The sequence below is a fragment of the Mycobacterium botniense genome (genome assembly GCF_010723305.1).
Lineage (GTDB): Bacteria > Actinomycetota > Actinomycetes > Mycobacteriales > Mycobacteriaceae > Mycobacterium > Mycobacterium botniense.
Genome location: NZ_BLKW01000002.1, coordinates 976,180 through 1,002,256 on the forward strand (window position 1 = coordinate 976,180; position 26,077 = coordinate 1,002,256).

Annotated in this window: 13 protein-coding genes and 1 pseudogene; 4 read left to right on the forward strand and 10 right to left on the reverse strand. The window is 62.3% G+C overall.

Annotated elements, in window-relative coordinates; translation table 11 throughout:
• Nucleotides 1–43: 43 nt before the first annotated feature.
• Nucleotides 44–718 (reverse strand): methyltransferase family protein, encoded by a 675-nt coding sequence (locus tag G6N08_RS04755; protein ID WP_163754878.1) that lies wholly within the window; start codon nt 716–718, stop codon nt 44–46.
• Nucleotides 719–1,043: 325 nt separating this feature from the next.
• Nucleotides 1,044–7,384, reverse strand: a pseudogene (pks2, locus tag G6N08_RS04760) (sulfolipid-1 biosynthesis phthioceranic/hydroxyphthioceranic acid synthase).
• A 242-nt stretch (nt 7,385–7,626) separates the two neighbouring features.
• Here pks2 and G6N08_RS04765 point away from each other — a divergent pair.
• Together G6N08_RS04765 and G6N08_RS21035 are read left to right on the forward strand one after the other, a co-directional pair.
• Nucleotides 7,627–9,366, forward strand: a complete 1,740-nt coding sequence (locus G6N08_RS04765; RefSeq protein WP_163754880.1) for an AMP-binding protein — start codon at nt 7,627–7,629, stop codon at nt 9,364–9,366.
• Between the two features lie 548 nt (nt 9,367–9,914).
• Nucleotides 9,915–12,398: a YVTN family beta-propeller repeat protein gene (locus G6N08_RS21035; protein WP_163754882.1), complete on the forward strand. Its 2,484-nt coding sequence runs from the start codon at nt 9,915–9,917 to the stop codon at nt 12,396–12,398.
• A gap of 54 nt (nt 12,399–12,452) precedes the next feature.
• Here the strand turns inward: G6N08_RS21035 and G6N08_RS21420 are convergent, their stop codons facing one another.
• The gene (locus tag G6N08_RS21420) at nt 12,453–12,692 is read right to left on the reverse strand and encodes a hypothetical protein (protein ID WP_246216606.1); all 240 of its coding nucleotides are present in this window, start codon (nt 12,690–12,692) and stop codon (nt 12,453–12,455) included.
• Between the two features lie 366 nt (nt 12,693–13,058).
• Here G6N08_RS21420 and G6N08_RS04780 point away from each other — a divergent pair, with 366 nt between their 5' ends.
• A complete protein-coding gene (locus tag G6N08_RS04780) occupies nt 13,059–14,936 on the forward strand; it encodes a sulfotransferase (protein ID WP_246216697.1) in 1,878 nt (625 codons plus the stop codon).
• 89 nt (nt 14,937–15,025) lie between these two features.
• Here G6N08_RS04780 and G6N08_RS04785 read toward each other — a convergent pair whose 3' ends face one another.
• The 7 genes from G6N08_RS04785 to G6N08_RS04815 form a co-directional block, all read right to left on the reverse strand.
• On the reverse strand, nt 15,026–15,169 hold the full coding sequence (locus G6N08_RS04785) for a hypothetical protein (RefSeq protein WP_163754886.1): 144 nt from the start codon (nt 15,167–15,169) through the stop codon (nt 15,026–15,028).
• A 24-nt stretch (nt 15,170–15,193) separates the two neighbouring features.
• Entirely contained in the window at nt 15,194–16,060 is an 867-nt protein-coding gene (gene rfbA / locus G6N08_RS04790; RefSeq protein ID WP_163756698.1) for a glucose-1-phosphate thymidylyltransferase RfbA, read from the reverse strand.
• A gap of 402 nt (nt 16,061–16,462) precedes the next feature.
• Nucleotides 16,463–19,381, reverse strand: coding sequence for an MMPL/RND family transporter (locus G6N08_RS04795; RefSeq protein WP_163754887.1), 2,919 nt, complete (start codon nt 19,379–19,381; stop codon nt 16,463–16,465).
• Complete coding sequence (locus G6N08_RS04800; protein WP_163754889.1) at nt 19,378–19,524, reverse strand: hypothetical protein; 147 nt, start codon at nt 19,522–19,524, stop codon at nt 19,378–19,380. Before G6N08_RS04800 ends, G6N08_RS04795 begins: the two co-directional genes overlap by 4 nt.
• Before the next feature lie 21 nt (nt 19,525–19,545).
• Nucleotides 19,546–22,425, reverse strand: a complete 2,880-nt coding sequence (locus G6N08_RS04805) for an MMPL/RND family transporter (RefSeq protein ID WP_163754891.1) — start codon at nt 22,423–22,425, stop codon at nt 19,546–19,548.
• Nucleotides 22,422–22,856 carry an MmpS family transport accessory protein gene (locus G6N08_RS04810; RefSeq protein ID WP_246216607.1) on the reverse strand — a complete coding sequence of 145 codons (435 nt, stop codon included), beginning with the start codon at nt 22,854–22,856 and terminating at the stop codon, nt 22,422–22,424. The genes G6N08_RS04805 and G6N08_RS04810 overlap by 4 nt, the downstream gene beginning before the upstream one ends.
• Nucleotides 22,857–23,251: 395 nt before the next feature.
• Nucleotides 23,252–24,562 carry a hypothetical protein gene (locus G6N08_RS04815; protein ID WP_246216608.1) on the reverse strand — a complete coding sequence of 437 codons (1,311 nt, stop codon included), beginning with the start codon at nt 24,560–24,562 and terminating at the stop codon, nt 23,252–23,254.
• A 314-nt stretch (nt 24,563–24,876) separates the two neighbouring features.
• Between G6N08_RS04815 and G6N08_RS04820 the strand changes: the two genes are divergently transcribed.
• Nucleotides 24,877–25,866, forward strand: coding sequence for a sulfotransferase family protein (locus G6N08_RS04820; RefSeq protein WP_163754895.1), 990 nt, complete (start codon nt 24,877–24,879; stop codon nt 25,864–25,866).
• The last annotated feature ends 211 nt before the right edge of the window (nt 25,867–26,077 follow it).

Sequence of the window (26,077 nt, forward strand, 5' to 3'; positions counted from 1 at the left end):
ACTGGCCGGTGGCACAGCGGATTCAGCTGCGGATCACGGTCTTTCACCACAACCGGGGCAGCACCCGATAGCGAACTCGCTGCGTGTACGCGCGATATCCTGCCAACTCGTCCCGGAGCAGCTTTTCCTCGTCGCGAATGCGCGCCGCGAGCACGAGCAGACCGGGTATGACAAAGACGAGCCCCCAGTAGGAACCGAGCGCCAGCGGGATGCCCACCATCGTGACCACATTGCCTGCGTACATGGGATGGCGCACCACCCGGTACAAGCCGGTGGAGACAAGCTTCTGGCCCGACTCGACCTGGACAGTCGCGGCCGCGTAGCTGTTCTGCATCACCACGACCATCACCACACCCAATCCGACGGCGACCAGGACATCACCACCCACACAGATCGCGGTTGGCACCGACGACCAACCGAAGCGATGGTCAAGGGCGCTGATCACGACCATCGCGACCAGCGACGACCACACGCCACCCATGACTACCTTCTGCACCATCCGGGTCTCCGCCCTCGGTCCCCCACGCATGCGCCGCTGAAGCGCACCGGGATTCGTACGCAGCAAGTAGATTCCGGGCAACCGCGCCGACAGGGTAAACACTGCCAGAAGAACCCACGCCTGCCAATAATCGAATGTCCACGACGGCAAAAACAGCATCAAGCCGAACATAACCAGCCAAACAATCTCGGCGAGAACGATTTTAGGAGTGATTTTCATAAATCGCTCTCCCGTCCGAAAAGGTCGAGCAGGACAGTTTGGCATCTCGTCGTATCCACGCACTACATATGCGACGCAGGAACAGATCAGCGAGATCAGTCGAAATCGCCCATACGCTCCTGGCCCGTGTCAGGGCAATCCGCCCGGCTCGGTTCCGATGCCGGCCATCGGGTTCCGACGCATCAATGGCTACCCCATTCGTCATTCCCGCTGACCTGTCAACCGCGCCGTTCTCACATCGCTCATCACGAGCTTCTTCTCAACTAACCCAGCACCGGGCCCGCAGCACGACCCGCACGGTACCGTGCCAAACCGGCATCTCGGCTCAGGCTGCTGCCGCAGGCGCCAGCTTGTCGCACAGCAGCTCCGCCAAACTTCGGATGGTGGCGACGGCGATATCGCTGGGGCGATACGTATTCCCGTTTCGGCCTCGATACGGGTACGCAGTTCGAGAGCACCCAGCGAGTCGACGCCGTATTCGGAAAGCGGGCGGTCAGGATCAATACTGCGGCGCAAGATCAGGCTGACGTGCTCTGAGATCACACGCCGCAGCCGGACGGGCCGCTCGTCCGCGGGCAGCTCATCGAGCTCGGCGCGCAGTTTGCTTGTACTCGTTGCGTTTTGCCCGTTCGAGCGAAAGGCTTCGGCGAATGGGCTGCGTTGAGCGAAGGCGGTCAACCACGGCGTGCCCCTGCTCGGCGCATAGCCGGTGTAGGCGCGGTCATGGCGCAGAAGCGTTTCGAACGCGTAAGCGCCCTCGTCGGGAGCGATAGCCACGCCGGCGCCTTCCGCCACAGCGGTGGCGCGCCCGATCTGAGCCCACGCACCCCACGCGATCGCTGTGGCAGGCAGGCCCTGGGCCCGGCGCCACCGGGTGAAGGCATCCAGCCAGCTGTTGGCCGCGGCATAGGCGCCCTGCCCGGGCGAGCCTACCAGCGCAGCCGCCGAGGAGAACGAGCAGAACCAGTCCAATGACCGCTCGGCGCAAGCTTCTTGGAGAGCATGGTGCAAGTTCCACGCGCCGTCCACCTTAGGCGCCCAGTCGCGCTCGATGAGCTCGGGGGTGATATTGGTCAGCGTGGCGTCGTCGACCACCGCCGCGGCGTGCAGCACACCACGCAGCGGAAGTCCAGTGGCGGTCGCTGCGGCCACCAACCGGGCGGCCGTTGCAGGCTCGGCGATGTCGCCGCACTCCACCACGACCTCGGTGCCGGCCGCCCGGATCCGCTCGACGGTCTGCAGCGCTTCAGGTGTTGGCTGCGAACGCGAGCACAGTACGATACGCCCGCAGCCGGCGCCCGAACCGGCAGAAGCCATCTTCTCAGCCAAAAACAGCCCCAAGCCTCCCAGCCCCCCGGTGATGAGGTACGCCCCGTCGCGGCGGAAGACCCTGGCCTGTGACGGTGGCACCACGACGCAGCTGCGGCCGGTCCGCGGCACGTCGAGCACGAGTTTGCCCGTGTGCTGGGCGCCGCTCATCAACCGAATCGCGTTGGCGGCGTCGGCCAGCGGGTAGTGCGTGCTCTCGGGCACTGGCAGTGTGCCGTCGGCGACCAACCCGTACACGGTGCGCAGAAGATTTTGGATCCGCTGGGGATGGCTCCGGGACATCAGCGCCAGGTCGAGGGCGTAGAACGTGATGTTGCGCCGGAAGGGGAAGAGTCCCAGGCGGGTGTCGCCGTAGATGTCGCGTTTGCCGATCTCGACGAACCGACCACCGAAGGACAGTAGTTCCAGACTCGCGCGCTGGGCAATGCCGGTCACCGAGTTCAGCACAATGTCGACTCCGTGCCCGTGAGTGTCGCGGCGTATCCCGTCGGCAAACTCAAGACTGCGCGAGTCGTAAACATATCGAATACCCATGTCGCGCAACGATTTCCGACGTTTCTCGCTGCCTGCAGTAGCGAAGATCTCCGCTCCTGCGGCGCGGGCAATCGCGATCGCCGCCTGCCCCACTCCGCCGGTGGCAGAGTGGATCAAGACCTTCTCCCCCGGTGCGATCTTCGCCAACTCGTGCAATCCGTACCAGGCGGTAGCGTAGGCGGTCGTCACCGCCGCGGCCTGCTCGTCGGTCAGCCCGGCCGGCAAAGTGACGGCAAGGTTGGCCTCACACGTGATGTAGGTGCCCCAACAGCCGTTGGCGGACAACCCGCCGACATGGTCGCCCACCTTGTGGTCCGTGACGTCTGGTCCGACCGCAGTGACCACTCCGGCGAAATCCATCCCGAGTTGCGGCAGGTGACCCTCGAAACTGGGGAATCGCCCCATCGCCAGCAATACGTCAGCAAAGTTGATACTAGAGGCACTGACCGCGACCTCGATCTGTCCCGGCCCCGGCTGAACCCGTTCGCATGCAACAAGTTCCATGGTTTCCAGGTCACCGGGGGTGCGGATCTGCAGCCGCATCCCGTCGCGCTCATGGTTGACCACAGCGGTGTGCCGCTCTTCCGGACGCAGTGGAGCCGGGCACAACCGTGCGGTGTACCAGACGCCGTTCCGCCAGGCGGTTTCGTCTTCGTCGGAATCGGCGAGCAGTTGGCACGCCAGTTGTTCGACGTCGGTGTCCTCGTCCATATCGATCTGCGTGGCGTGTAAGTGTGGATGCTCGGCGCCGATCACCCGCATCAATCCCCGCAGCCCAGCCTGCTCCAGATTGGGTTGGTCGCCGGTCAGCACCGTCTGGGCGTTGCGGGTCACGACGAACAGGCGAGGCAACTCGCCGGGGATTTCCACTAATTCGCCGGTGATGCGCACCAGGTGCTGTACATATTCACGACCGCACAGGGCGGGCTGCTCCTCTCCGTCGCCGTTTTTTCGCCCCGCGAGGATGACCACACCGTTGAATCCCCCGGCCTGTACATGGCCCTTCAGTTGCTCCGCGTTCAGGATGTGGTCGGCGTGCTGGGGCCAGCACATGGTGGTGCACTGCGCGTCATGGTTTTTCAGGGCATCGGTCAATAACGCAGTCACCTGGTCGGCGTTCGTGGTGCTGATCAGGAGCCAGGCTCCGGCGTCGGCGTAGTCGACTTCGGGCAATTCTCGTTGCCGCCATTCGATGGTCAACAGCCGCTCGCCGAGTATTCGATCTTTGTGGCCAGCAACGGATGATTGGCTGCCTAATTGCAGCCCTTCAACGGAAAGCAGGACGGTCCCGTGCTCGTCGAGCACATCGAGGTCGGCCTCGACCCCCGAGGTATCGGCTTTCGTCACCCTTGTGTAGCAGAAGTGCGCGTTACGGGCAGAGCCGTACGCACGCAGGCGGCGGATACCCAGCACCAAACCCAGCACACCGTCGCCCAAGTCCCGGACGTCGGGATGCGCTGCGACGGACTGAAAGCAGGCGTCGAGCAGGGCGGGATGCACACCGTAGGCAGTCCGTTGCGAGCGGATTTGGCCGGGCAGCGCGACATCGGCCAGCACGGTGTTGCTTTCCCCGCTGCCGGTACGCACAGCGATCAGCCCGGTAAACGCCGGACCATACTGAACACCGTTGTGGTCGAGAGCCTTGCGTACCTCGGCACCGTCTTCACGACAAGGATGCGCGGCTACTAACGCAGAGATATCGCGCACGGGCGGACGCTCATCGCCGGTGACCTGCAGGACGGCGGTCGCGTGCCGTGCCCGTTCGCCGCCCTGACTGGTCTCCACGGTGAAATCGACCCCGCCTGAAGGTGACACCGCCGCCGAGGTACCGATCGTGGTCTGCTCGTTCAGCAGCAGCGCCTGCTCGAAGCGGATGTCGCGGACCTCAGAAGCCTCGCCCAGCACGGCACGCGCCGCCGCCAGCGCCATCTCGCAGTAAGCCGCCCCCGGAAACACCGCCACATTGCGGATCCGGTGCTCAGCGAGCCATGGCTGGGCAGCGGTGCCGACCTCGGCCTGCCACACGTGGCGCTCGGGCTCCTCCTGCAAGTGCACATGTTGGCCCAATAGCGGGTGTACGGAAATGCTGCACACCTTACGAGTTGGGGTGTCTTGGCCGTCGCTGTCCAACCACAGCCGACGGTGCTCCCAAGTCGGCAGCGGTGCGTCGACCAGGCGACCGTTCGGGTAGAGCACGGAGAAGTCGACCGCGGCGCCCGCGCTGTGCAGCTCCCCCACCAAGCCACGTAGCCCATGACCTAGCTCTTGCTCACGGCGCATGGCGGCGAGAGCAGCCAGCGACATGTCCACACTGCGCGCGGTCTGCTCAATCGCGTGGGTGAGCAGCGGGTGCGGTGCCAATTCGGCAAAGACCCGGTAGCCGTCCTCCAAAGCCGCCCGGACCGCGGCGGCGAACCGCACCGTCCGGCGCAGATTGTCCACCCAATACCTGTTGTCGCACACCGGGGTCTCTCGCGGATCGAACAAGGTCGCCGAGTAGAAGGGAATGTCCGGTGTCGTCGGGTGGAGTTCGGCGAGAACATCGGTCAGCTCAGCAAGGATCGGATCGACTTGAGGCGAGTGCGAGGCGACGTCGACGGCGATCTCGCGGGCCATCACATTGCGCTGTTCCCACGCTGCAACCAGCTCGCGGACCGTCTGGGTGGCGCCTCCGATCACAGTGGACTGCGGCGAAGCCACCACTGCCACCACCACGTCCTTGACGCCGCGCAACGTCAACTCCGAAAGAACTTGCTTGGCAGGCAATTCCACCGAGGCCATGGCGCCGGCGCCGGCGATACGCGACATCAGCCGCGAGCGGCGGCAGATAACACGCAACCCGTCTTCCAGCGACAACGCACCTGCGACGACAGCCGCCGCTGCCTCACCCAGGGAGTGCCCGATCACCGCACCGGGGCGTACTCCGTAGGCCTTCAGGGTGGCGGCCAGGGCGACCTGCATGGTGAAGATGGTCGGCTGGATCCGCTCAATACCGCTCACGATTTCCGGCGAGGTCATCGCCTCGGTCACGGAGAACCCCGACTCCTGAGCGATCAGCGGCTCTGCTTGTGCAACAGTCGCGGCAAACACCGGTTCGGTGGCGAGCAACTCGGCACCCATCTGAGCCCACTGCGAACCCTGCCCGGAGAACACCCACACTGCTCCCCGATCATCGTGTCCGACCGCCTCCGGGTATGGCGTATCGCCGTCAGCGACCGCGCGCAACGCCTCGGCGAGTTCCGCTCGGCTGCCGGCGATGACGGCGGTGCGAACCGGGCGGTGGGCGCGTCGGCGCGCCAGGGTGTAGGCGAGGTCGGGTAACGTGACGTCCTGGTGTGCGTGTACCCAGTCGGCCAGTCGTCCGGCGGTTCGGCGCAGTTCGTTGGCCGAGGTGGATGACAGTGGAAACAGCAGCGGCGCCGTCATCGCCGCTTCAGTCGAGATATCTTGGGGCGCATCAGCTTCAGGGGCTTGCTCCACGATGGCATGGACGTTGGTTCCCGACACCCCATACGACGACACCGCCGCCCGGCGTGGATGTCGGCTGGTGTCGGGCCAATCGGTGTTTTTCTGTGGAACAAAAAGTTTGGTGTCAATGTGCGCGAGCTTGTCGGGCAGACGGGTGAAGTGCAGATTCCGCGGCACCACACCATGCTGCAGTGCCAGGATCGCCTTCATAAGGCCCAGAGCTCCGGAAGCCGACTGGGTGTGCCCGAAGTTGGTTTTCACCGACGCCAGCGCGCAGGGACTCTCGACGCCGTAGACCTTGGCCAGGCTGCTGTACTCGATGGGGTCACCCACCGGGGTGCCGGGACCATGCGCCTCGATCATGCTGATTGTGCGCGGATCGACACCGGCCGCAGCCAATGCGGCTTGATACACCGCGACCTGCGCGGGCTCTGACGGTGTCGAGATATTCACGGTGTGACCGTCCTGATTGGCGGCCGTGCCACGCACCACAGCCAGAATCCGGTCGCCATCGTTCAGTGCATCGGACAAGCGCTTGAGCAGCACCACCACGCATGCCTCGCCACAGACATACCCGTCGGCCGCGACATCGAACGCATGACAGCGCCCCGTCGGAGACAGATGACCCTGCGCCGTGCCGGCCAGGAACTTCCGTGGTTCCAGCATCACGAAGGCGCCCCCGGCGAGCGCCAGGTCGCTCTCACCCTCCTGCAGACTGCGGCATGCCAGATGCACGGTCAACAGGCCCGACGAACATGCGGTATCCACCGTCAGCGCAGGTCCGTGAAGTCCCAGAGTGTAGGCGATCCGCCCCGACGCCAGGCTAAAAGTGTTGCCGGTGAACCCATACGGCCCCTCCATGGCTGGGGAGTCGGCGGCCACCAGCTGGTAGTCGAAATGAGTCAACCCCATGAACACGCCGGTGAGTGAGTCGGTCAGTGTCTGCGGGGTGAGACCGGCGTGCTCCATGGCTTCCCACGAGGTTTCCAGCAGTAGCCGGTGCTGCGGATCGAGCGCGACCGCTTCGCGCTCATTGATCCCGAAAAACTCGAAGTCGAAGCCGGCAACATCGTCGAGAAACGCGCCCCATTTCGACACGGACCGACCTGGCACGCCTGGTTCGGGGTCGTAGTACTCGTCCGCGTCCCAGCGGTCACGCGGAATCTCGGTGACCAGGTCATCACCCCGCAGTAACGCGTCCCACAACTTCTCCGGGGAGTCAATGCCTCCGGGCAGCCGGCAGGCCATCCCGATGACAGCGACCGGAGTGGCTGCTGTGGCGCGCGACGTCGACGAAGAGTCGGCCGAAGCTGATCGGTGCACCTGATCATCCATCGCCCCGAGCGAAATCATTCAGCCTCCTCACAGCAATGATTAAGTCGCCACGTCCGCTGCTTCGCTCCCGAACATGGCACCACTTACCCTGCTGACGTGCTTAAAAGCCGGGTGGGCGGGATTATACACACGTTAAGTAGCGGCGTGTCTAAGTGATCTAGCCGTGATGCTGGGCAGGCCTGTACTTAAGTTCTCTTTATGAAGGGGGTAACTGCGGCGGCCGTGCGCGGTAACCTCGTCGCGTGGTTGAGACGTCCCTTCCGGCTCTACTGCGGGAGCGCGCCAGTCTGCAGCCGGATGACACCGCGTTCACGTTTATTGACTACGAGCAGGACTGGGCTGGCGTCGCCGAAAGCCTGACGTGGCCGCAGTTGTATCGGCGAGCGCTGAACGTCGCACGCGAACTCCGACGGTATGCATCGCCCGGGGACCGCGCCGCGATATTAGTGCCACAAAGCTTGGACTACATCGTTGCTTTTCTGGGCGCATTACAAGCCGGACTGATCGCGGTTCCGCTTTCGGCCCCACTCGGCGGCGTCATCGACGAGCGTGTCGATTCGGTTCTGCGCGATGCGGCCCCGGCTGCGGTTCTGACAACATCTTCTGTCGTCACCGAGGTCGCCCGGCATGTGACGCCACAGCCTCGGGAATCCGCCCCATCAGTCATCGAAGTTGATTTGCTGGATCTCGACGCTCCGGTACAATTCGACAGCTGGGAAGATAATCAAGAATCGATTGCATATTTGCAATACACGTCGGGATCCACTCGGCAACCAGCCGGAGTGATGATTTCGCATACGAACCTGCAGGTCAATTTTGAGCAGCTGATGCTCGGCTATTTTCCGAAAACCAGGGGCATTCCGCCGGTGGATCTCACTATTGTGTCGTGGTTGCCGTTCCATCACGACATGGGTTTGGTTCTGGGCGTGTGTTCGCCGATTTTAGGCGGGTTTAGCGGTGTCCTCACGAGCCCGGCTGCGTTCTTGCAGCGGCCGGCCCGGTGGATGCAATTGCTCGCAACCAATTCGCAGGCATTTTCAGCAGCACCGAACTTTGCTTTCGAGCTGGCGGTGCGAAAAACATCAGATGACGATATGTCGGGGCACGATCTCGGTGGCGTACGCACCATTCTTAGCGGTGCTGAGCGGGTGAATCCGGCGACTCTTAAACGATTTGCTGAGCGGTTTGCACGGTTCAATCTTAGCGCGGCGGTGCTGCGGCCATCATATGGACTTGCGGAAGCCACCGTGTATGTCGCGAGCAGTACAGCCGATCACCCGCCGGAAATCGTTGATTTCGAGTCCGACAAACTTTCCGCCGGCCACGCGAGACGGTGTGCAAGCGGAAGCGGGACATCGCTCATCGTTTATAACCTTCGCCAATCACCCGTCGTGCGGATCGTCGATCCCGAAACCCGGACCGAGCGTCCGGAGGGAACGACCGGCGAGATTTGGGTACACGGCGAAAACGTCGCCCTTGGCTATTGGCAGAAACCGCACGAGACTGAGCACACGTTCGGCGCGACGCTTGTCGATCCGTCGCCCGGCACCCCCGCCGGGCCGTGGCTGCGAACCGGGGACTTGGGCTTCATCTCCGGTGGTCAGCTGTTCATTGTCGGGCGTATCAAGGATCTCTTGATCGTCTACGGGCGCAACCACTCACCAGACGATATCGAGGCGACGATCCACGAGATAACGGGAGGCCGGTGCGCGGCGATAGCTGTTGCTCGTGAGGGGATCGAGCAGCTCGTCGTCGTCGTCGAAGTCAAGAAGCGAGGCGATTCCGAAGAGGAGGCGAAGCACAAGTTCGGTGTCGTCAAGCGGGAGATCACCTCGGCGATCTCTACCTCACACGGTCTGAGCGTTGCGGATCTGGTTCTGGTACAGCCAGGTTCAATTCCCATCACCACCAGCGGCAAAGTCAAAAGGTCGGCGTGTCTCGAGCAATACCAGCGAAACGAGTTCGCCCGCTTGGACGAATAGAGACAGGCGTGTGACCGGTGTGCGGCCGGCGGCCCAGCGGTGTGGTGAATCAGCCTTCCCTACAACGAGACTGCGATATTCGATGCGGCGCTGGCACACCGCGCGAGGCGCTCATCGCCCAGTGACCTCCGCTTTCGAGCGGGGCTCCTCCACAATCCGGGTGAACTTGGCTGTGCTCACGGATCGCGCGAGCCTCAGGCCCACCATCAGCTCATGACAAAACCCGCGGCGTGCCGCCCGAGCTCCCACTCCCAGATTTGTGAAGAAAGGCCCGATAAGGGGTGTGTCGAGATGGTGGACATTGGGCGGGGTGGTGTTAACGGGGTTGGACGATAACGCGTGACGAGTTGAGTTATTGATCACGAGTTGATAACGATTCTGGGGTTGTGACCCATATCGGGGTGATCAACTTTTTTAGCCTTAACATCCGTTAAGAATCGGTGTGGGTTTACTCAGCCTGTTGTCGGTGAGGAGTGGGTATGGCTCGGCGGGCCGGTAAGCGTAATCGGCGGTCGTGTGGGGTGCAGCGGTGTTGTGGGGCGGCAGGGGTGGGTGCGACGGTGGGGGTGTTGTGGGCTGGGGTGATGGCTCCGGTGGGGGGGGTGGCGGTGGGGCGCGCTGATGTGGTGGATGTGCTGGTGGATCCGATTGTGGAGTCGGTGTTGGCGGCGCTGGGTGTCGGGGGGCTGGCTGATGTGGGGTCGGCCACGTCGATGCCGGCCGATGTACTGGGGGGGTTGGATGCGGCGCTGGTGGGGGTGGTGCAAGACCTCAACAGTGTGGTGAACGGGGTGGCTCAGGATTGGATCACCAGCCCGATCGGGGGGCCTGTTGATGAGGTGATCAACACCCCGTTTGTGTTGTTGTTTGGCCGGGATTTGATTGGTAACGGGATCAATGATTTCACCGGGACTAATGATTCGCTGTTGGGTAGCTCGGGGTTGTTCGGCAATCTGAGTGATGGCGGGTTTTTGATCGGTAACGGCGGCACCGGGGCCACGGGGGTGGCCGGGGTTGATGGGGGTGCCGGCGGGATTGGGGGGTCGGCCGGGCTGATCGGTGATGGGGGCGCCGGCGGCGCCGGGATTGCTGGGGGTGCTGGTGGTGCGGGGGGCACCGGTGGGTTGCTGCTGGGCAATGGTGGTGAGGGGGGTGCTGGTGGGGACGCTGTCACCGCGGGTGAGGCCGGCGGGACCGGTGGTGCGGGTGGTTCGGCGGTGTTGTTCGGTAACGGCGGCGCCGGTGGCGCCGGTGGGGCCGGAGCGGCCGGGGCGACCGGCACCACCGGCACAACCGGCACGGAGGGCGCGGCCGGTGTGTCGGGCACCAATGATGGTGCGGGCGGCGCCGGTGGGACCGGCGGTGACGGCGGGGTCGGTGGCACCGGTGGCGCCGGTGGGGCCGGTGGCACCGGCGGAGCTGCGGGGTTCCTTGTTGGTGATGGCGGCGCCGGCGGCGCCGGTGGGGCCGGTGGTGATGGCGGTGCCGGTGGAGTCGGTGGCACCGGTGGTGCCGGCGGGGTCGGGGCTGCCGGCAGTGACACGGTTGCTGCGGGTAACGGCGGCGCCGGTGGTGGCGCCGGTGATGGTGGCGCCGGTGGTGTCGGTGGGGCCGGTGGTGCCGGCGGCGATGGTGGTGCCGGCGGCATCTTCGGTTCCCCCGGGGCCGGCGGGATCGGTGGTAACGGCGGGGATGGCGGTGCCGGCGGTGTCGGGGGTACCGGCGGGAACGGGGGGGCCGGGTATTCGCAGACAACCGCTGGCCTGGCCGGCGGTAACGGCGGCACGGGCGGAACCGGGGGCAATGGGGGTGCCGGCGGGGCGGGCGGCGCGGCCGGTGAGGGGGGTCTTAACGGGGCCGGGGCCGATCGGGCAGCCTCCGGGATGGCGGGGACGGCCGGTGACGGCGGTAACGGCGGCGCCGGCGGCAACGGCGGCGACGGCGGCTCCAGCACTGTCGCTGCCGGCAGCCCAGGCGAGAAAGGCAGCCCGGGCGCCGGCCCCGTCGGCAGCACCGGCGGCACCGGCGGGGCCGGCGGGACCGGCGGAGCCGGTGGGGGTACGAGCGCCGCTCTAACCGTAGGCAAATATCCGTATTGGGTGACGGTCGCCCCCGGCGGCGTCACCGGCGCCGGTGATGTCTATGTGGCCAATTTCGGCTCTGGTGATGTCTCGGTGATCGACCCCAGCACGACCACCGTTACTGCCACTATCGACGTCGGTACCGAGCCGACCGGGGTAGCGGTCGCCCCCGACGGGGTCACCGGAGCCGGGGATGTCTACGTCACCAACTCGGGGAGTAATAGCGTGTGGGTGATCAACCCCGCCAACGACACTGTGGTGGCCACCATCGATGTGGTCGGCGGCCCGGCCAATGTGGTGGTCGCCCCCCAGGGGGTGCCAGGTGCCGGTGATGTTTATGTCCTCGACGATTCTGGCACCCTGTCGGTGATCAATCCCAGCACCGATACCGTGGTCGGCACTATCGACGTAACGGTCCATGTCGGTAGCGAGTCGGTCGGGGTGGCGGTCGCCCCCGACGGGGTCACCAACGCCGGGGACGTCTACGTCACCGACGATCTCGCCAGCAAGGTGTTGGTGGTCGATCCCAGCACCGACACCGTCGTTGCCTCCGTCGCCGTGGGCAGTTATCCCTTTGGCGTGGCGGTCGCTCCCGAGGGTGTCACCGGAGCCGGTGATGTCTACGTCGCCAACACCGCCAGTCACACGGTGTCGGTGATCAATCCCAGCACCGACACCGTGATCGCCACCATCGCCGTGGGAAGCGCACCGGAAGGTGTGGCAGTGAACCCGATCACCGGTGATGTCTATGTCGCCAACACCAGCAGTGATTCGGTGTCGGTGATCAATCCCAGCACCGACACCGTGATCGCCACCATCGACGTGGGCAGTCAGCCCCTTGGGGTGGCGGTCGCTCCCGAGGGTGTCACCGGAGCCGGCGATGCTTACGTGACTAACTCCTTGAGTAACACTGTGTCGGTGATCGGCCCGGTTGGGCCGGCATCACCGTAAATCATTGAGGTGTTTCTGAGTTAACCGCAGAGGTGCGGCCGGAAATTACCCGGCTCATGATGTCTTCCCGGTGGGGTTGATGGTGACGCGATGGTAGTCGAACCGGTGACATCTCACATCCAGATCCGGTTGGGCTTTCCAGACCAGCCAGTCCCAGCAAAGAGGTGAAAAGTTGTGCGGGGCTTCCATCTCCGAGCGCCTGTCTGGGCGAGTGTTGATCTCGAGTTCGACTGTCCGCAGGTGCTCGGCGGTGTAGGTGTTCAGGGTTGTACCTTTCGGGAAGTATTGCCGCAACAGACCGTTGGCATAACCTCACCCGACCATCAACTGTTGCGGGCATGGCGAGAATCCACCCCGCCGAAAAGGGGTCAATTTTCAGGCGACGCCGACAATGCGACATGCGCGGTCGGCACCCTGACTTAAAGTCAATCTGCTTGCATGCCCCTGTCGGGCCACACCAGACGGGTGTCGGACGGCGGTGGCACGCTATCACTGAGCCAGCTGATAAGACGGCAAGGAGCAATGCGAGCCAGTGCTATCCGGCGCCATCGGACGCGGCGAGACCCGAGATCCTCACGGTGTCCGCCGTCAATTCAACAAGTCAGGGAGTGTGGTGCGTTGAACGCGCTCGCGGGTCATAAAAAGACGGTCTGCTTGAATATGATTGTCAAAGACGAGAGCCGGGTTATCGGGGATTGTTTATCCTCGGTGAAACCTCTTATCGATTACTGGGTGATTGTGGACACCGGGTCGTCGGACAACACGAAACAAATCATCCGGGACACCCTGGCCGGTATCCCCGGTGAGCTCCATGACAGGCCGTGGGTCGATTTCGCGCATAACCGCAACGAAGCTCTTGAGCTGGCCCGGGGCAAGGGTGATTATCTGCTGCTGATCGATGCCGATGAGGTGCTGCGATACGCTGAGGGTTTCGGATTTCCCCCGTTGGAGAAAGATCGCTATTACATCCCGGTACGCCAAGTGGGGGCAGCAGATGTGAAGCGTAACGGGTTGATCAATAATCATCTGCGCTGGAGGTGGCAGGGGGTTATCCATGAGTTCATCACCTGCCCGGATGCGACGACCTCGGCGATCCTCACAGGTATTGTCAATGTGTGCAATTCCCATGCCGACAATGTCTCGGGTCGTTCCCAAGACTCGCAGCGGGTGAAATACCTGCGAGACGCGGAAACGTTGGAGAAAGCTCTCAAAGACGACCCGGATAACAGTCGATACGCGTTTTATCTGGGGATAAGCTACGCGGCGGCCGGTGAGCTAGAGCGGGCGAAAAAGAGTTTCGCCGCACGGGCCGCCATGGCCAGTGCCGATGCGGAGGAAACCTACCTAGCCTGGTACAACCTCGGCGTCGTCGAATCGAAGCTGGAAGACGTGGACGCGGCCCGGCGCACGCTGTATCGCGCGCATGCGCTTCGCCCAACACGGGCCGAACCGCTGCTGCAGCTGGCGAGGCTGTATCGGCGGGAAAACAATTATTTGGCGGGGTATCTGCTGGCCAAGCACGCCCTGTCGCTTCCGTATCCGAAAAACGATTTGTGTGTCGAATACGTGGCTTATGACCACATGTTGCTGATCGAGTTCGCCAACTGCGCGTTGCTGCTGGGCAAATTCGATGAAGGATTCGAGGCGTGCCGCAAGCTTTTGGCCAACCCCAATCTGCCAGCGGAATTCAGGGCTCAGGTGCAGTCCAACTACGAACTTGCCCGCAAAAACCTGCAGGCCAATGCCCCGATCTTCATCGGCGGCACGCAGCGGTCGGGCACCACGCTGTTGCGGGTAATGCTGGATTGTCATCCGCGGATCTGTTGCGGCCCGGAGTTGAAGGTGCTGCCCGTTGTTGCCGAGCATTACAAATTTCTGGTCGGCCGCAACCGGGAGGTGATGCACAGCTACGGCAACACCGTAGCCGATGTGCAGCGAAGTTGCCGCCTCTTCGTTGAGGATCTGGTGGCGAATTTTCTTCGCGCCCAAGGTAAACCACGCTGGGCGGAGAAAACCCCGCAAAACACGCGCTACATGCTTACGCTCGGGGAGATCTTTCCCGAAGCCCGGTTCATCCACGTGCTGCGTGATGGGCGTGATGTGGCCTGTTCACTGTTGACGATGGAGTGGAGCGACTCGGCGACCGGACGCAAACTCGACTATGTGCAAAACATGGCCGCCGCGGCCCGCTATTGGCGTGACACCGTGCTGCAGGCCCGCAGCCTGGCCAGGCATCCCAGCCTGGCCGGGCGTGTCCTGGAAGTGCGCTACGAAGATTTGGTGAACCACACCGAGACCACTATGCGCACGGTGTTGGCGTTTCTTGGTGAGCAGTGGGATGAGGCGGTGCTGGCCCATCACAGCAAAGACCGCAGTGGCGAACCGGTGGAACCGAGCACCGCGCAAGTAAACAAACCGCTAAATCATGACTCGCTGGGCCGCTGGCGACACGATATGACTGAGCAGGACAAGGCCGCCTTCAAACAGGAAGCCGGCGAGCTGCTCATCGAACTCGGCTACGCCCAAGCCGACTGGTGACGCGAAGCCTCGCGTGTTTGGTGGCCGGTGCAGAAGTAGCCCGGGAACTCTTTGCCCCAGGGGTCAGGGTGCGCGTGAGCCGCTGCAGTTCAGGGCATCCCGCAGTCGAGGTGATACAGCGTCCAGGCGTCTAGGCCGGCAGCGTCACGGTCGGCATCGCCGCGGTGGTGGCTGGCGCGCAGTTTGTGGGCGGCTGCCCAGGCGGCGGCGACTTGGCCGTGACCAGTGCTCATGCCGGATCAGGCTGAGCGCGGCTGTCACGCTTCGTCAAGAAGCTCGAGCAAATAGCCGCCATACCCCGATTTGATCAGGGATTCGGCTCGTTCCCGCAACTGGTCGTCGCTGATGAACCCGCGGCGCCACGCAACTTCTTCTGGCACACCGATCTTCAGACCTTGGCGTCGTTCGATAGTCCGGACATAGTTCCCGGCGTCTAACAGCGAATCAAAGGTTCCCGTGTCAAGCCAGGCGGTCCCTCGACGCAGGACTTCTACCGACAAATCACCCCGGTCGAGGTATGCGCGATTTACGTCAGTGATCTCGTACTCACCGCGATCCGATGGCCGCAGCGAGGCTGCAATGTCGACTACATCATTGTCATAGAAGTACAGTCCGGGCACCGCATAATTCGATCGAGGACGCTTTGGCTTCTCCTCAATACAAATCGCGCGGCCGTGCGCGTCGAATTCGACGACCCCATATGCTGTCGGATCGGATACCCGATAGGCAAATATTCCGCCTCCGTGGATCTCGCTGAATCGGCTGAGCTGGGCTCCCAAGCCGGGACCGTAGAAGATGTTGTCGCCCAAAATGAGCGCCACGGAGTCCGTCCCGATGTGGGTTTTGCCGATCACGAATGCTCGAGCGAGCCCATCCGGTGTCGGCTGAACCGCATAACTTATCGAGATACCAAACTGCGAACCGTCGCCCAGCAGTCTGCCGAATGCCGCGGCATCGGTCGGCGTTGTGATCACCAGGACGTCGCGAATTCCTGCAAGTATCAGAGTCGACAACGGATAGTAGACCATCGGTTTGTCGAAAACTGGCAGCAGCTGTTTGCTGGTGCCCATGGTGATCGGGTGCAGTCGTGAGCCGGTACCACCGGCCAGAATGATTCCGCGCACACGCATAGTCTGCCAGGTATCGGCGATACCGCCAAGACGCAGCGGAAAGCAATTGATTTTGCTGCCGAACTCGCCGGACCGGAAGTTCGCCTGTTGCACACCGATCGGAACCGCACGTGGCTGATAAGCCGAGCCGCATTGTGCCGCGGCGCTGTTTAGCACACTAGCCGGAATTGGTGAGCCGCCGACAAATATCGTCTTCGCTGATTGGATTCGCTCAGCGCAGCCGTGGGCAGCGGCGGTCGCCGTCGGACGTGCTTTTCAATTCTGTGCTGGGGCACTCGATATCACCCATTTAAGCCGCGTTCCGAATCTGAGGGCGGATAACAGGTATCGCCGGACACTGCATGTTTTCATCGATCGGGCGTACGCGTGCCCTAGATCCGAGCCTGGTCATGGCGTCTAAACCAGCGGCCGCGGGAGTTCGATTGTGACAGCGTCATCGTAGTAGTCGTCCCAGTGCAGCGCGGGTTGTGGTTGGGGCGCCGGACGCGATCTCACTGGCCGAAGCAGTCGACCGGCCGGGCGCGGCCGAACTATCTGAGGCCACCAGAACCAACGCCCGAGCAGCGCAGCAATCGAGGGTGTCATGAATGAGCGCACGACCAATGTGTCGAACAGCAGGCCCAAACCGATCGTGGTCCCGACCTGGCCGATGATCCGCAAGTCGCTGACTACCATCGCGGACATCGTGAACGCGAATACCAGGCCCGCGTTAGTCACGACCTTGCCCGTACCCCCCATGGCGCGAATAATACCGGTGTTTAAACCGCCGGATATTTCCTCTTTAATCCGGGCGACCAGCAGCAAATTATAGTCGGAGCCCACAGCCAAGAGGATGATCACGGACATCGGCAGCACCATCCAGTGCAATTTTATGCCGAGGATATACTGCCAGATCAACACCGAGAGGCCAAACGATGCGCCCAGTGACAGCGCTACTGTACCCACGATGACCAAGGCGGCAATAAAACTTCGCGTGATGATGAGCATGATGATGAAAATAAGACAGAGCGCACCAACTCCCGTGATCCATAGATCATATTTGGAGCCGTCGTGAAAGTCCTTGAATGTCGACGCGGTGCCGGCGATGTAAATCGTGGCGTCCTTGAGCGGTGTCGTCTTGAGCGCCTCCTCGGCCGCGGCTTTCACCTGATCGATACGGGCGATGCCTTCGGGGGTCGCGGGGTCACCCCTGTAGGTGATCACGAACCGAGCTGCTTTCCCGTCGGGTGACAGGAAAAAACTCATTGCCTGCTTAAAGTCTCGGTTCTCGAAAACTTCCGGAGGCAGGTAGAATGTGTCATCGTCTTTTGCGGCGTCAAAGGCCTGTCCCATCGCGGTCGCGTTTTCGCTCGATTCGTCAATCTGGCTGAAGATCCCCGACATAGTGCTGTGCATCGCCAGTATGTGCGTCCGCGTGGCCTTCGCCGTCGCGATCAGCTGAGGGAACTGCTCGAGTAGTTTGGGTAGCAGCGCGTCAACCTTGTCGAGGTCGTGCACAACATCACTGAATTTATCGGTCAGCGTATCGACATCGTCTAATATATCAAATATCGACCTCAGCGACCAACATATCGGAATATCATAGCAATGCTTTTCCCAATAAAAGTAGCTTTTGATGGGCCGGAAGAAGTCTTCGAAATCGCCCATGTGCTCCCTCAACTCAATGACAACGTCGTGCATTTGCTTTGTCACGCCGATCGAGTGGTGGGTATAGGCTGTAATCTGTTTCTGTAATTCATACATGCGCTCCATCAGCGCGATTTGCTTAGTCATCAAGTCGGCCTGGACCAGCATGTCATTGATGCGGTTCTCGATGAACCTCATGTTCTGTCGCTGGCTCGCGTTTTGCATACTTATCAGGAACGGTATCGAGGTGTGCTCGATCGGTGTTCCCTCGGGTCGCGTTATTCCCTGCACACGGGAAACACCCGGAACCCGGAAAATTGCCTTGGCCAGTCGATGCAGGATGAGGAAATCCGCCGGATTCCGCATATCATGGTCAGCCTCGATCATCAGTATGTCGGGCATCATTCGTGACTGCGAGAAATGGCGGTCGGCGACCGCGTATCCCAGATTCGCTGGAATGTCCCGGGGGATGTACAGTCGGTCGTCATAGCTCGTTTTGTAGCCCGGTAGTGTCACCAGACCAATCAGCGCGACCGCTAGGGTTGCGACGAGAATAGGAGCGGGCCAGCGGACGATCGCCGTGCCGATCCGCCGCCATCGGCGGACTTTGATTGTGCGTGTGGGGTCGAAGAGCCCGAAGCGGCCTCCCACGGTCAGGACTGCCGGCACCAGTGTCAGCGCAACGGCCACCGCGACGAGCATCCCGATAGTGCACGGCAAGCCGATCGTCTGGAAGATGGGCAGCCGCGTAAAACTCAGGCACAACATCGCCCCGGCAATCGTCAAACCCGATCCCAAGACAACCCGGGCGACCCCGCGGTAGGTGGTGTAGTAAGCCGTTTCCGGATCGTCGCCGGCCTGCCGTGCCTCCTGATATCGACCAAAGAAGAATATTCCGTAATCAGTTCCGGCCGCCATGGCCAGAGCGACCAACAGATTAACGGCAAACGTCGACAGGACAACCATATTCCTATCGCCGAGAAACGCGACGATTCCGCGCGCCGCAAATAATTCGATCCCCACGGTGGCTAACAACACGATCACGGTGACGACCGAGCGATAGACGACAAGCAGGACTGCGAAGATTATCACGCCGCCGATGACGGTCAATTTCAGAACAGATCTGTCACCACTGCGCTGCATATCTGCGACGAGCGCGGCCGGACCGGTGACATAGATCTTCACACCGGGCGGTGGTGGGTTCCGGTCAATGATATCCCGGACCGCTGCCACGGATTCTTGCCCCAAGGTCGTACCTTGGTTTCCGGCCAGATTCACTTGGGCATACACGGCTTTACCATCAGCGCTTTGCGCACCCGGGGCCGTGATTCGATTCCCCCATAAATCTTGTACATGCTCGACGTGCGCGGAGTCGGCTCTTAACTCACGGACCAGCCTGTCGTAGTACGTGTGGGCATCGTCGGTGAGCCGCTGTTTGCCCTCCAACACGATCATCGCGAAACTATCCGAATCGGACTCCGCGAAGTCCATGCCCATACGTGTCATGGCCTGCACTGACGGGGCGTCTCGGGGACTCAAGGGCACGGAATGAGCCCGGCCGACCCGCTCCAGCCACGGAACCGCGAAAGTGACGAGCAGAGTCAGCGCCACCCACGCCAGGATGATGAGCGGCGCAAACGTGCGGATCGTCCGCGCGACGACGGGCAACGGGGGACGGTCGGTGCTCATGCCGCTTTCCACCGGGAGGCGGCACAGACATCCAATTCGTCGGGACGCGTGTCGGTTTTGACGACACCGCTGACCACAAACCGGCGATCACCGCTGCTGTTGTCGCGCGCTGCCACGGTGCGTTCCACGGTTGGCTGACCCATTCTGAACTGGAAATTGGCCACTTACTGCTGTTGCCTAACCATCAAGGCGGCTACCAACGGGCGAGATCCGACAGCCCGCACTACTGGGCTCGCCGGGCGGGGCCGCACGTGTTGCGGCCACCAGAACCACCGGCCCAGCAGCGCGGCGAAGGAGGGTGTCATAAACGCGCGCACGACCAATGTGTCGAAGAGCAGACCCATTCCGATGGTTGTGCCTACTTGCCCGATACTGCGCAAGTCGCTGACAATCATGGATCCCATGGTGAACGCGAACACTAGTCCGGCGTTCGTCACGACTTTGCCGGTACCACCCATTGCGCGGATGATTCCCGTTTTTATGCCCGCGCTGATTTCCTCTTTCATCCGGGCGACCAGCAGTAAATTGTAGTCAGAGCCCACCGCCAATAGAATGAGCACAGACATTGCGAGCACCGCCCAGTGTATCGGTATGCCGACGAGATATTGCCAGACCAGTACGGACAGCCCGAAAGACGCCCCCAGCGACAGCACAACCGTTCCGACGATGACCAGCGCGGCAACAAAACTTTGCGTGATGATCAACATGATGATGAAGATCAAGCAGAGCGCCGCGACTCCCGCGATCAGAAGATCGTATCTGGATCCCACCACGAGGTCTTTCGTCATGGCCGAGGTGCCGGTGAGATAGATCTTCGAGTCTTCCAGCGGGGTTCCCTTGAGCGCTTCTTCAGCCGCGCTCTTAATCGCGTCGACTCGAGAAATTCCCTCGGGCGACGCGGGATCACCCCGCTGCGAGATGAGCATACGAACGGCTTTCCCGTCCGGCGACAAGAAGATGTTCATCACGCGCTTGAAGTCTGCATTCTTGAAAATATCAGGCGGAAGATAGAAAGAATCGTCGTTTTTGGCTGCGTCGAACGCCTTACCCATGGCTGTCGCGCTTGTGCTGTTCTCGTCCATCGCGCGCAGGGTGCCCGACATGGTGCTGTGCATGGTCAGCAGCATCGTCCGCATGCTCTGCATGATCGCGATCATCGGTGGAAACTGTGTGAGCAGCTGCGGCATGATCACGTCCAGGTGATCGAGGTCGGTGACCAGCTCTTGCAACTTGTCGGTGATGTCGTCAACACCGTCGAGAGCATCGAATATGGATCTGAGCGACCAGCAGATCGGGATATCGTAACAATGTCTTTCCCAATAGAAGTAACTGCGGATCGGCCTCCAGAAGTCTTCGAAATCCGCTATGTGATCGCGCAACTCGTTGGCGATCGCCTGCATATCATGCGTTTCGCCGACCATGTGATGAGTCGTGGCGATAAGTTGTTGCATCAGCTCATACATGTGCTGCATGATGCCGATCGTTTGGGTTAACTCGTCGGCCTGCTGGAGCAGGTCATTCATGCGCTCTTGCTGGAATGTCATATTCTGTAGCAACCCAGCTTGTTGCATGCTGAGCATGTACGGGATCGTGGTGTGCCCGATCGGGGTTCCTTCGGGCCGCGTCACCGCCTGCACCCGCGAAACACCCGGAACGGCGAGAACGGCTTTAGCCAGTTTGTTCAATACCAGAAAATCTGTCGGATTCCGTAGATCGTGATCGGCTTCCACCAAAAGGATCTCGGGCGACATCATTGCCGACTGAGGAAAGTGTCGCGCCGCGGCTGCAATCCCCAAACTGGCGGGGATATCGCCGGGTATGTATTTCTGGTCGTTATAGCTCGGTTTATATCCCGGTAGCGCCAGGAGGCCGACAAGCGCGATCGCTAACGTCGCGAGAAGAATAGGTGCCGGCCACCGCACGATGGCCGTGCCGATCCGCCGCCAGCCACGGACCCGGATTTTCCGCTTGGGTTCGAACAGGCCGAAACGGCTGCCGGCACTGAGAACGGCCGGCACCAGCGTCAGCGAGACCACGACTGCGACCACAATGCCCACTGCGCACGGGACACCCAGCGCATGGAACGTGGGCAAACGGGTGAAGGTTAGCCCGAAAACCGCTCCGGCGATCGTCAAACCCGACGCCAAGACAACCTTGGCGACCCCGCGGTAGGCGGTGTAACAGGCCTGTTCCCGGCTCTCACCGGACTGCCGTGCTTCCTGATACCGCCCGATGAAAAATATCCCGTAGTCCGTTCCAGCCGCGATCCCCAGCGATACCAGCAGATTAACGGCGAAGGTGGTAAGGCCGATGATCTCGTGGTGGGCAAGGAACGCGACGCTTCCTCTGGCGACCTGTAATTCGATTCCGACCATCAGCAGCAACAGAACTACCGTGATGACCGAACGGTAAACGAGCAACAACATCGCGAAGATCACCGCGATACTTACCGCAGTGACCATCATGATCGTCCTGTCGCCGCTGCGGCCCATATCCGCCGCGATTGCTGCAGGGCCGGTGACATATGCCGTTACCCCGTGAGGCGCCGGCGTCTGCGCGACAATGTGCTGAACGGTTTCGATCGATTTGGTCCCCAGGGCCTGCCCCGGGTTGCCGGCAAGCTCCAGTTCAACGTAGGCGGCCTTACCATCGCTGCTTTGCGCTGCCCCGGCCGTGAGCGGGTCACCCCAAAAATCCTGGATGTGCTTCACATGCCGGGGATCGTCTTTTAATTCACGAATTAACCGGTCGTAATACTTGTGCGCATCGTCACCGAGGGGTTGCTGACCCTCCAAGACGATCATCGCGACACTGCCGTTACCGGATTGCTTGAAATCCTGGTTTATGCGCTGTGCGGCGTTAAAAGCCGGCGCGTCGTTGGGATTCAGCGATACTGAATGCTCTTTTTCAACCTGTTCCAGCGAGGGTACCGCGATACTCAAGATGACGAAGATCGCCAGCCACCCTAGGATGATGGGCACCGAAAACCTATAGATCGTCCGCGCTACCAGCGGCCGACTATCACGCAGCTGATGGTTACTCATGCGGCCTTCAGCCGGCAGAATGTAAAGGCGTTCACTTCGTGCGTGATCTTCTCAGCTTTCACTACCCCGTCGACAAGAATCCGACAGCCAATGCTGTCGCTATCACCCTGCGCAACGACATTCCCGGCAGGCGTTGTCGGAGTGATCGCGAACTCCAATGACCACGGCAAATGGGCGCCTTTCACGCGCTGTGGATCACCGTTGACATCGAAATAGCTGATCACGGCCACAGCGCCGGGCGGCCCGAAAACCTCGTACCGCAGAACCTTAGGGTTATAAGGTTTGGTGGTGTCGATTCTGGTATCGGCATATGACGGCTGCCGTTCTGACCCGAAGATACCGTGCAGCCGCGCCACCGTAAATCCGCCAGCACCAACCACGGCCAGCACAACCAGCGGAATCCACAGCTGTTTAAGAACTTTGACAACCACAAACCCAGCGGTTCGTCGCCTCCGGCCAGGTCCACCCGGCGCTTGAAGTGCCGACGAAGACCGGCGCCCAGCCCACCAAAAAATAGGCCGACGACCAGACCGTTGACGAAGGTCTTGGCCCGCCATCGCGACGTCAGAACGAACTCGTTCGACGTCACGCACAATGTCTTCGACCACCGCACCCACCCTAGGCGACATGTGTGCAACAAAGATCACCATAGTAAAGGCCCCCACATCCGTCCAAGAGTTTCACCAAAGTTCCCGCTAAGACTCCCGAATCGAGCACCACCCGGCTTGTCAACGCCCCGACCTGCAGAAAAGCTGAAAACAGCGGCGCGAGGGCCTAGCAAGAAGCAAGCAGAGACCCCACACGCACGACGGCGGCGAGCCCCCGGTTAGTCGATCTTGCCCGTGAGGTCGAACTCCGCCAGCGTGCGCGCGGCCAGCTCACGCAAAGCGGTCTTTGTGTTCTCGGCGCCGGGTTGGTAGGCGCGGACGGTAATGGAGATCTTGCCGCCGATGCGCAAAGACAGCAGATACATCTCTCCGCCAATGCGCTCAAGCCACCGCCGCGTGAGGCCTTGGCGCATCCCTCGTCCGGACAGGTACTCGGAAGGGGTGCCATCGGCGCGGTTCACCAGCGAGCCGAGATCGCCCAGATTCGAGACGATCACGGGGAGATCAGGGTCGGCAAACGCCGCGTCGACCATTCGCTTGAACGCCGGCTTCGGCGTCAGCGGGGTCAGCCAGAGGAGCTGCGCCGACTCATCCGGCGTTTCCCGCAACGTCGTCAGCGCCTGCTTGATGGCCGCGCGGGCATCGCGCAGATCGGTTGTCACCCGCGTCGGGTCGACCCGGACACGCACCAAAGACAGTGCCACCGCCCGGGTATCACCCTCGGTGCGGTCACTTATCGGCAGCTGCAACGTGACGGCGCCGTCATCGCTGCGTCGGCGGCCCATCCGCTCCGCGAGTTTGGCGGCCAATCCGGCGACCAGTGTATTGCTCGTGCCGCCAAGAGCGTTCGCACGGGCATCCCACTCCTCCAGGCCGACATATATCGTGATACCCGGCACGACGACAGGCTCATCGCCGCCGCCAGCATCCACGCCGACCGGTGGTGATGCTGCTGACTCCCGGCGCCGGGTCGGACGCACCAGTTTTGATGCCACGACGAGTGCCCGGGCGATCTCAGGTGCGTCGCGCGCAGTCTGCCCGGCATCCTCGAGTACTGCACGCAGCCGGGTGCGTGAACGTGGCGGCGGGTAGCCAAGATCGCGCCTATTGCCCAGGATCGCGTCGGCTACCGCGACCACGAATCCAAGGCCGTCGATCACGTAGTGGGAAGCCACCACGGTGACCGCGGTCGCGCCGTCGGTCAGGGGAAGGACGCCAAGATGCCAACTCGGGCCCCATTCCGGATCGGTGGGCAGTTGGGAGCGCTCGTCAACCCAGTCGCTGAGTTCAGAACGCGGACGGGCACACTCGGCGATATCGATGTCTGCCGGCCACCGGTCCACCACCCACCGATGCCGGGCGAACGGCAAGGGCGAACGCTCGATGCGCCGTCCCATCAACCCGTAACCGAGATTGTGGTGGAACCGCCGCAGCCCATCGAAGTCGACAGGATGCTCATAAATCCACACGCACTGCGTGACTTCCTTCTGGCCCGCGGCGCGATGCCCCGCGAAGAACCCTTGGTCCATCAATGCGAGCCGATTGTCCGGCCGTGCTTCACCGTCGGATGAGCGGCCGTGAAAGAACGCTCGCGCCGGACGTATCCGGACTGCCACCTGTCAGCCTCCCACGACACGGATCGAGTCCCCGTGACGCTCTGTGGAGCGTACACCTCGCCGTCACCGACCCGGGCATGAATGCGAGCGCACCAGCTGACATCCCTGGCGTCAACGGTTAACGTTCTTGGCACAGTGGACATCCACAAGCCCGACGCGTTGCTCTCACAGTTGGGGCAGGCGCGCGCTGCCATGCCGAGTGCGGCATCGACACCGGAGGCGTGCTGGTGACCCTCGACAACGCACGGCCCGGGACCGCGGCACGCTCTGTCGCGTTGTTCGTGCTGGGTTTAGGCCGGTCCGGAACGTCGGCGCTCACGCGGGTGCTCTCGCTCTGTGGTGGTGCGCTCCCAGCCGGCTTGTTGGGTGCCACCGCCAGTAATCCGAGCGGCTGTTGGGAGCCGCGCGCCGCCGTCCACCTCAACGAGGCAATCCTGCGTCGCCAGGGCAGCTCCGCCTACGACCTGGCACTGCCCTCGCACGTGGACGGCTCATTCGACGCCGAGCAGCGGGCCGCCTGCCTTGCCGATATCCGAGCGTTTCTCACCACACTGCCGCGCGCGCCGCTCGTGGTCATCAAGGAACCGAAGATCACGGCGCTGGCCGGGATGTGGTTTGACGCGGCGCGCGGAGCCGGATTTGACGTCGCAGCCGTGGTTGCGGTGCGCCACCCGCAGGAAGTCATCGCGTCGTTTGAACGACGCACCAGCCGTCAGCATTACGTCCACGTCTCCCCGGCGCTCGCGAGCGCCTGGTGGCTGAAATACACATTGCTCGCCGAGCGGCACACCCGCGGCGTCCCACGCGTTTTCGTCGAATACGCCAACCTCCTGGAGGACTGGCGCCGCGAAGTCAAACGGATCGCTGCGGCGCTGGCGATCAATCTCAACACCCGGGATGAGGCCGCAATCGAGGAGTTTCTCTCACCTGATCTTCGGCACCATCGCTACCACGGTCCGGTCGCAGAGCCCTTCGGCACCGACTGGATGTCGGTGGTCTACGCGGCGCTGCACGCGGCTGCCCGGGACGAGCCCTGGGACCAGTCCGCACTCGATCGTGTTTTCGACGCATATCGCGCCAGCGAGCGTGGTTTCCGCGCGGCGTTCGAGGATTGCGGCCGCTACCGCCAACTCAACCGGCTCATGCGGCCCTCGATAGTGAGGCTGGCGCTCGAAATCGTGGCACTCGCGCACCGGCGTCGCGGGACGTGGGCCTAAGACGAGCCGGCGGCTGCCGCGACGGCTTTCGGCCTTTGGGGATGCTGCTCGAATCCTGGTGGAGGAATATCGAATTGACGATCGCGCTGAAAGTCGTTGCCGACGACGAACAGCCGCCTCTGAGCAGGTGTGCGGGATCGAGGTGGCCATTGACGAACCAGGCCAAGTCCCCGATGCCGGCGCCGGCGCTGCTGTTGGAGCCGACGGCAGA

Excerpts from the sequence above, each read along its gene's own strand:
- G6N08_RS04755 (WP_163754878.1), bottom strand. The coding sequence starts at position 718 with ATGAAAATCACTCCTAAAATCGTTCTCGCCGAGATTGTTTGGCTGGTT.
- G6N08_RS04780 (WP_246216697.1), top strand. The coding sequence starts at position 13,059 with ATGATTGTCAAAGACGAGAGCCGGGTTATCGGGGATTGTTTATCCTCG.
- G6N08_RS04785 (WP_163754886.1), bottom strand. The coding sequence starts at position 15,169 with ATGAGCACTGGTCACGGCCAAGTCGCCGCCGCCTGGGCAGCCGCCCAC.
- G6N08_RS04795 (WP_163754887.1), bottom strand. The coding sequence starts at position 19,381 with ATGAGCACCGACCGTCCCCCGTTGCCCGTCGTCGCGCGGACGATCCGC.
- G6N08_RS04800 (WP_163754889.1), bottom strand. The coding sequence starts at position 19,524 with ATGGGTCAGCCAACCGTGGAACGCACCGTGGCAGCGCGCGACAACAGC.
- G6N08_RS04805 (WP_163754891.1), bottom strand. The coding sequence starts at position 22,425 with ATGAGTAACCATCAGCTGCGTGATAGTCGGCCGCTGGTAGCGCGGACG.
- G6N08_RS04815 (WP_246216608.1), bottom strand. The coding sequence starts at position 24,562 with ATGGACCAAGGGTTCTTCGCGGGGCATCGCGCCGCGGGCCAGAAGGAA.